Genomic DNA, 8,156 nt, shown 5'->3' on the forward strand with positions numbered 1-8,156 from the left:
CCCATGACCAGGCGCCACGGTTATGGCCTGCTCGCCGCGATGATCACGCTCGTCGTGGCCGTGTCGGCCGCCATATACGTCGGGGCGACCCTCGACGACGGCACCCGGCACTCGAGGTCCGTCAACCAGGCCCGCGGCGACTCGGGCAACGACGTCTCCCCCGCGTCCACCGGCGCCTGGGTCGGCAGCTGGTCCGCGTCCCCCGTCGAGGGCGAGCCCGGCACCGAGACCCAGGGCCTCGCCGGCCGCTCCCTGCGCAACGTCGTGCACACGGCGGCCGGCGGTACGAGTGCCCGCGTCACGCTCTCCAACCTGTACGGCGAGCAGCCCCTGACCATCGACCACGCCTCCATCGCCGTCGCCGCCGCCGAGAACAGCGCCGCCGCCGACGCCGCCACCATGCGCCGGCTCACCTTCGGCGGCAGCCCCTCGGTGACCGTCGCGCCCGGGCGCCAGATCGTCAGCGACGCGGTACGGATCACCGTCCCGCGCGACAGCGACGTCCTGGTGACGACGTACGCCGCCCTCCCGTCCGGCCCGGTCACCTACCATCCGCGCGCCCGGCAGATCTCGTACTCCGCCCTCGGCGACCGCACCGAGGACACCCACGCCACGGCGTACACCGAACGGACCGAGGCGTGGCGGTACGTCACCGCCCTGGACGTTCTCAGCAAGCAGGCCAACGGCACGATCGTCGCCCTCGGTGACTCGCTCACCGCCGGCAGCACGTCGACCGTGGGCGCCAACAGCCGCTGGCCCGACGTCCTGGCCGACCGGCTGCACGCGGCTGCGGAGGCCGGCGCGGACGTGCCCCGCTACAGCGTCGTCAACCAGGGAATCGGCGGCAACCGCGTCCTGCGGCCCGGCGGCACGGGCACGCCGGCGCCCAACGCGAGTGGACTGACCCGGTTCGGACGGGACGCCCTCGGCCGTACGAACGTCAAGGCCGTCGTCATCGACCTGGGCGTCAACGACATCCTGCGCGCCCGCGACCCCCGCGTCCTGAAGGCGTCCTCGATCGTCGCCGGGCTGCGTGAGCTGGTGGCCGAGGCGCACGGGCGGGGCCTGACGGTGGTGGGGGCGACGCTGATGCCGTTCGGGGGGTTCCACGGGTACTCGGCGAGCACGGAGGCGTTGCGGCAGGCGGTGAACTCGGAGATCCGGGGTGGGCGGGTGTTCGACGCGTACGTGGACTTCGACAAGGCGTTGCGGGATCCGTACGATCCCCGGCGGTTCCGGGCCGAGTATGACTCGGGGGATCATCTGCATCCGAGTGATGCGGGGTATGCGCGGATGGCTGCGGTGTTCGACTTGGCGGAATTGAAGGGGGTTGCGCCGGCGCAGCTTTAGGGGGTGCGGGCGGGGTTGGGGTGCGCTTCGGGGTGCGCTTGGGGGTGCGTTGTCGGGTGCGGGCCCGTGGGGGCTGGTCGCGCAGTTCCCCGCGCCCCTAAAAGCACTCGGTCACCTTCCCGCGTCGCCAAAAGACTCAGCCACCTTCCCCGCGCCCCCAAAAGCGCTCGGTCACCTTCCCGCGTCGCCAAAAGACTCAGCCACCTTCCCCGCGCCCCCAAAAGCGCTCGCTCACCTTTCCGCGTCGCTAAAGGCCCAGCCACCTTCCCCGCGCCCCCAAAGGCGCTCAGTCGCCGTCTCTGCGCCTCTCCAGTTTCTCCTGGCGGCGTTCCTCCTTCAGGCGTTGGCGTTCTGCCTTGGGGAGTTTGCGGGTCACGCCCACTCCGCCCCAGAAGGCGAAGCCCTGGATGATCACTCGGGGGGCGCCGGGGTCGCCCGGTACGCCCTCCTGGGTGTGGTCGAAGCCGCCCATGATGCCGATGCCACGCACGACGACCTCGACGCCGGGCGGTACGACGACGTTCATGCCGCCCATGATCGCGACGCAGTTGACGACCACCTCACGGTCGGCGAAGTACGCCTCACGCAGGTCCAGTTCACCGCCGCCCCAGAACGTGACCGCGTTGAACTGCCGCGGCACCGTCCAGCGTCCCCCGCGCTGGAACCCGCCCATGATGGCGACGGCCCACCGCGAGGAACCCTCGCCCCCGACGATCCGGTCCGGCCAACTCCCGGTCCCCGCAGGCTGCTTGACCATGCTCACGGCGGGCGCGCTCACTCCGGCCCCGGGCAGGTCACGGGTGATCGGCGTCAACTCACCGTACGTACGCGCTGGTAGGTCGCGTCGAGCCGTTCCTCGAACTCCGTCATGTCCAGCCGCCCCTCCGCGAGGGCGTCCCGCAGGATCTCGGCGACTCGTTCACGATCGGCGTCGGAAGCGCGCAGCTCCGGAAGGTCGTCCGTCATGCACGCAGCCTACGAGTTCACCGCGAGCGAGGCTACGAGAGCGCGCGCCCCGACTTCCCGGCCTGCTCGGCGTACATTTTCGCGATCACTGCCTCGATGTCCGGCTCCCGCACCGACAGGTCCACCAGCGGATACTCCGCCGCGATCCGGGCGACCAGCGGAGCCGCCGACTCCGCCGCCGGGAACGCCAGCCACTGACGCGGACCTTCCACCCGTACGACCCTCGCCGACGGCACCTCGATCGGCGGCAGCTCGCGCTCCAGGTCCACGACGAGGGTCCGCTCGCTGTCGCCCACCTCGTGCAGCCCGGTCAGCGGACCGTCGTACATCAGCCGCCCGTGGTCGATGACCATCACGCGCGAGCACAGCTGCTCGATGTCCTGGAGGTCGTGCGTGGTGAGCAGGACCGTCGTGCCGCGCTCGGCGTTCAGGTCGCGCAGGAACTCGCGCACCCGGGCCTTCGAGATGACGTCCAGGCCGATCGTCGGCTCGTCGAGATACAGCACCTCGGGATCGTGCAGCAGAGCCGCCGCGATGTCACCGCGCATCCGCTGTCCCAGGGACAGTTGACGGACCGGGACGTCCAACAGGTCGCCCAGTTCGAGGAGTTCGATGCAACGATCGAGGTTCTCCCGGTAACGGGCGTCCGGGATGCGGTACATGCGGTGCATCAGGCTGTACGAGTCGATCAGCGGGAGGTCCCACCACAGGGTCGTACGCTGCCCGAACACCACGCCGATGCGCCGCGCCAGCCGGGTGCGCTCACGGGACGGATCGATACCGGCGACGCGCAGCCGGCCGCCGCTGGGCGTGAGGATGCCCGTCAGCATCTTGATGGTCGTCGACTTCCCGGCGCCGTTCGGGCCGATGTAGCCGACCATCTCCCCGCGCGCCACCCGGAAGGAGATCGAGTCGACCGCCCGCACCTCGCGCCGCTCACTGCGCATGAACCCGGTCTTCTTGCGCACGTCGAAGACCTTCTCGACACCGTCGAGTTGGATGAACGACTCGTTGAACGACTCGTTGAACGAGCCACTGAAGGAACCGTCTGTGAGATGACCGCTGTCCACGCGCCCTAACTCCCCGTGCTCCGGTACGAAAGAAGTCCCGCCCGCCAGGCCAGCCCGGCGAGCGCGCAGCAGCCCAGCGCCACCAGCGGCGACAGGAACGCCACCCACTCCGGCAGGCCGAGCGGGTAGGGGCGGCCCAGCACGTACAGCGCGGGCAGCCAGTTGACGAAGGCCAGCGGGACGACGAACGTCACCCCGCGCACCAGGTCCTGCGCGAACAGACCCGGCGGATACTGCAACAGCGTGGCGCCCCCGTACGTGAACGCGTTCTGCACCTCGGAGGCGTCCCGGGCCACGAACTGGAAGGCCCCGCCCGCGACGAACACCGCGCAGAAGATCGCCCCGCCGCTGATCAGCATCACCGGCAGCAGCAGCACCTTGAGCGCCGTCCAGTGGACGTCGTCGAGGGCCGTGAGGGAGTAGCCGAACACCAGCAGACCCTGGGTGATCCGGCCGAGGCGGCGCAGTGCGAACCGGTCCGCGGCGACCTGCGCGAGCACCGGCACCGGCCGTACGAGCAGCGTGTCCAGGGTGCCGTCGCGGACCCGGCTCCCCAGCCGGTCCATCGACCCGACGACCAGGTCGGCGATCCCGAACGCGATCGACGACAGCCCGTACAGAAACGCGATCTCGGGCAGCGAGTAGCCGCCGAGCCGGTCGATCTGGGAGAACATCAGCACGATCGCCAGGAAGTCGAGGCCGGTCGCGACGAAGTTCCCGAGCGTGGTCATCGCGAAGGACACCCGGTAGGCCATCGTCGACCGGATCCACATCGCGGTGATCATCCGATAGGCCCGCACACCGTCGAGCACCCGGCTGGTACGGCTCAGCGGCCCGTCGTCCCAGCCGCGCGCCCTGCCTGCCTCGGCGATCCCGTCGGCGTCCGCCCACCGCTCGCCGCGCACACCGGTCTCCACCGCCCCGGCGACACCGGCGCCGCCACCCACACCCGCGTCATCCACCCTGAACCACCACCCGCCGAGTCGCGGCCGCCTGGACCAGACGCCCCACCGCCAGCAGCGCCACCGCCCACCCGGCCTGGAAGGCGTACGTCCCCAACGGATCCGCCTCGCCCAGCAGGATGTCCGCCGGCGCCTGGATCAGCGCCGCCCACGGCAGGGCCCGTACGATCTCGCCGAGCAGCCCCGGGAAGACGTTCAGCGGCAGCACCATGCCCGAGCAGAAGACACCCGCGAGCCACGCCATCTGGGTGATGCCCGCGCCGTCGAGGAGCCAGAACGCGGCCAGCGCCACCAGGAAGCGGAACGAGTAGCTGACCAGAATCCCCAGCGTGACCGCGACCAGGAAGGCCAGCCAGGTCATTGGCGAGGCCGGCAGCGACAGGTCGAAGATCCACGCGCCGATCGCGACCGGGACCAGCCCCCTGCCCAGCAGGTGGAACAGGGCCCGCCCCATGTCCTGGGCCAGCCACCACAGCTGGAGGTCGGCCGGCCGGTAAAGGTCGATCGCGATGTCACCCGTACGGATACGCTCGATCAGCTCCCCCTCGAAGCCCGTACCCATCACGCACATGGTCATCAGCAGCGCCTGGCCCAGCCACACATAGGTGAGAGCCTGGGACTGGTCGTACCCGCCCAGGTGCGGTCTCTCGTCCCACAGGGCGATGTAGGTGTAGGCCAGAATCACGCCGAAGACGGTGTTGGTCAGCACCCCGGCCAGCGTGGCCACCCGATAGGTGGCATACCGTCGGAAACCCCCCGCCGCGACGGCCGCGTACAACCGCCCAGAACCCACGACACCAGCCTTCCCCAACGCGTCCGGACCGAAGCGCAGGAGCCTAGTCCGCCCTCCGGCCCGTCCGCCACGCGTTTTCGGGCAGGAAGCGTGCCTGGCTCAGGGAACTGATCGCCCGGTGCGACAGTCTTCAAGAGGGGGCGCAGAAAACGTTTGAAGTGGTGAATGAGGTCGTACGGCGACGTGCGACGCGAAACAGGAGTCCGTGCACGACATGAGCGACCAGCCAGAGCCGCAGCAGCCGAAGCAGGGCTCGGCACCCAAAGAACCCGCCGTGCAGCCCGACGCGAAACCCGAACCAACCGTCGCGGAGCCCGTCACCGAGCCCGTCACGAGGCCCGACGTGAAGCCTGACGTGAAGCCCGTCACAGGGCCGGTCGCGGAGGCCGCCGTGGACCGCGACGTGGAGCGTGACACGGACCGCGAGCGAACCGTCGCGCAGCCCGTCGTGCCGCCCGTCACGAGACCCGCCACAAAACCCGTCGCGGAACCCGTCGCGCGACACGAGCAGACCGTCGTGCAGCCCGCCGTACGAGCCGACACGCGATCCGCCACACGGCCCGCCACACGGCCCGAAGTGGCGGCCGGCGGGGTGCCCGAGGCGGCCGCGCAAGCCACGGAGTCCGCGAAAGCCGCGAAGGGCAAGAAGCCCAAGCGGCCCCGGCGCACCGGATGGCGGCGGCTGATCCCGACCTGGCGGTTCGTGCTCGGCACGTTCGTGCTCGGGATCATGCTGGTCATCGGCCTGTTCGCGCTCGGCTACTACATGGTGCACATCCCGGCGGCGAACGCCGCGGCCATGAAGCAGAGCAACGTCTACCTCTACGCCGACGGCAGCCAGCTCGCCCGCGACGGCGAGGTCAACCGGGAGAACGTGACCCTGTCGCAGATCTCCAAGGACGCCCAGCACGCCGTACTGGCCGCCGAGGACCGCGACTTCTACACCGAGTCCGCGATCGACCCGAAGGCCATGATCCGCGCCGCCTGGAACACGGTGACCGGCAAGGGCAAGCAGTCCGGCTCCACGATCACCCAGCAGTACGTGAAGAACTACTACCTCGCGCAGGAGCAGACCGTCACCCGAAAGGTGAAGGAGTTCTTCATCTCGATCAAGCTGGACCGGGTGAAAACCAAGGACCAGATCCTTGAGGGCTACCTCAACACCAGCTACGCCGGCCGCAACTCGTACGGCCTCCAGGCCGCCGCCCAGGCCTACTACGGCGTCGACGCCGTCGACCTCACCGCCGGCCAGGGCGCCTACCTCGCCGCGCTGCTCAACGCGCCCAGCGAGTACGACGTGATCGCCCACCCCGAGAACAGGCCGGCCGCACTCGCCCGCTGGAACTACGTCCTCGACGGCATGGTCAAGAAGGGCTGGCTGACCCAGTCCGCGCGGAACGCCATCACCTTCCCCGAGCCGAAGCAGTCGATCGTCTCGACGGGCATGTCCGGCCAGCGCGGCTACCTGGTCAAGGCCGTCAACGACTACCTCTTCGACAACAAGATCCTCACCGAGGACGAGCTCCAGGCCGGCGGCTACCGCATCACCACCACCCTGCAGAAGCCGAAGCAGGACGCCTTCGTGAAGGCCGTCAACGACAAGGTGATGAAGAAGCTCGACAAGAAGAACAACAAGGTCGACAACTACGTCCGCGCGGGCGGCGTCGCCATCGACCCGGCCACCGGCAAGGTCCTCGCGATGTACGGCGGCATCGACTACACCAAGCAGTACGTCAACAACGCGACCCGCCGTGACTACCAGGACGGCTCCACCTTCAAGCCGTTCGTGTTCACCTCGGCCGTCCAGAACGGCTCGGTGACCCAGGACGGGCAGACGATCACCCCGAACACGTACTACGACGGCACCAACAAGCGTCCGGTCGAGGGCTGGAGCGGCAGCGAGTACGGCCCCGAGAACGAGGACCAGTACTCGTACGGCAACATCACCGTCCGCACGGCGACGAACAAGTCCGTCAACGCGGTGTACGCGCAGATGGCGGTGGACGTCGGCCCCGCGAAGGTCAAGCAGACCGCGATCGACCTCGGCCTGCCCTCCGACACCCCCGACCTCAACCCGTACCCGTCCATCGCGCTCGGCACCTCGACGGCCAGCGTCCTCGACATGACGGAGGCGTACGCCACGCTCGCCAACCACGGCAAGCACGGCACGTACACGATCATCGAGAAGATCACGAAGGACGGCGAGACGGGGTCGGTGACCCTGCCCAAGCAGGCGACCAAGCAGGTCGTCTCACGTGAGGCCGCCGACACGACCACGGCGGTCCTGCAGAGCGTGGTCGAAGAGGGCACGGCGACCGCGGCCCAGGAGGCCGACCGCCCGGTGGCCGGCAAGACCGGCACGGCCGAGGAGGACACGGCAGCCTGGTTCGCGGGCTACACCCCCGACCTCGCGACGGTCGTCTCCGTCATGGGCCAGGACCCCGTCACCGGCAAGCACAAGTCGCTGTACGGCGCGATGGGCCTCCAGCGCGTCAACGGTGGCGGTGCCCCCGCCGAGATCTGGGCCCAGTTCACGAAGGACGCCCTGAAGGGCAAGGAGGCGAAGGACTTCGACCTCCAGCTCCAGGAGGGCGCCGACGAGGAGCAACTCCCGCCCGCCGACCCGAACCCCGACCCCGGCACCGACGCCGGCCAGGACAACGGCGGCACCACGGACGGCGGCCAGGAAACCCCGGGCGCGACGACCGGCACGACTGCCACCCCGACGGACACCGCCGGCACCACCACAGGCGGGACCACGGCCACGGGCGGCACGACGACGACCGGCGGTACGACGAACACCGGCGGCACCACCACCGGCGGCACGACGGACACGGGCGGTACGACGACGGGCGGCGGTACGACCGACACCGGGGGCACGACGGACACGGGCGGCACCACCGACAACGGCGGTACGACGGACGGCGGCGGCACCACGGGCGGAACGACACCCGGGGTGACGACCGGGGCGCTGACCTCGGCCCGACGGGACTGACCCAGCCACGGAGCCCGCGG

5 protein-coding genes and 1 pseudogene are annotated in these 8,156 nt (G+C 69.9%); 2 read left to right on the forward strand and 4 right to left on the reverse strand.

What is annotated here, in order from left to right; genetic code table 11:
• Positions 1 to 3 precede the first annotated feature (3 nt).
• Complete coding sequence (locus STRTUCAR8_RS42300) at positions 4 to 1,350, forward strand: SGNH/GDSL hydrolase family protein (RefSeq protein WP_044473837.1); 1,347 nt, start codon at positions 4 to 6, stop codon at positions 1,348 to 1,350.
• Between the two features lie 298 nt (positions 1,351 to 1,648).
• Here the strand turns inward: STRTUCAR8_RS42300 and STRTUCAR8_RS42305 are convergent.
• The 4 genes and pseudogenes from STRTUCAR8_RS42305 to STRTUCAR8_RS42320 all read right to left on the reverse strand — a co-directional run.
• Positions 1,649 to 2,316: pseudogene (locus STRTUCAR8_RS42305) on the reverse strand (DUF1707 SHOCT-like domain-containing protein); the annotation flags it as partial.
• Positions 2,317 to 2,348: 32 nt separating this feature from the next.
• Positions 2,349 to 3,386, reverse strand: coding sequence for an ABC transporter ATP-binding protein (locus STRTUCAR8_RS42310; RefSeq protein WP_006382579.1), 1,038 nt, complete (start codon positions 3,384 to 3,386; stop codon positions 2,349 to 2,351).
• Between the two features lie 5 nt (positions 3,387 to 3,391).
• Positions 3,392 to 4,258: an ABC transporter permease gene (locus STRTUCAR8_RS42315; protein WP_044473839.1), complete on the reverse strand. Its 867-nt coding sequence runs from the start codon at positions 4,256 to 4,258 to the stop codon at positions 3,392 to 3,394.
• An 82-nt stretch (positions 4,259 to 4,340) separates the two neighbouring features.
• Complete coding sequence (locus STRTUCAR8_RS42320) at positions 4,341 to 5,141, reverse strand: ABC transporter permease (RefSeq protein WP_006382576.1); 801 nt, start codon at positions 5,139 to 5,141, stop codon at positions 4,341 to 4,343.
• Between the two features lie 214 nt (positions 5,142 to 5,355).
• Here STRTUCAR8_RS42320 and STRTUCAR8_RS42325 point away from each other — a divergent pair, with 214 nt between their 5' ends.
• Entirely contained in the window at positions 5,356 to 8,136 is a 2,781-nt protein-coding gene (locus STRTUCAR8_RS42325) for a transglycosylase domain-containing protein (protein ID WP_078507486.1), read from the forward strand.
• The last annotated feature ends 20 nt before the right edge of the window (positions 8,137 to 8,156 follow it).

The sequence above is a fragment of the Streptomyces turgidiscabies Car8 genome (assembly GCF_000331005.1).
Lineage (GTDB): Bacteria > Actinomycetota > Actinomycetes > Streptomycetales > Streptomycetaceae > Streptomyces > Streptomyces turgidiscabies.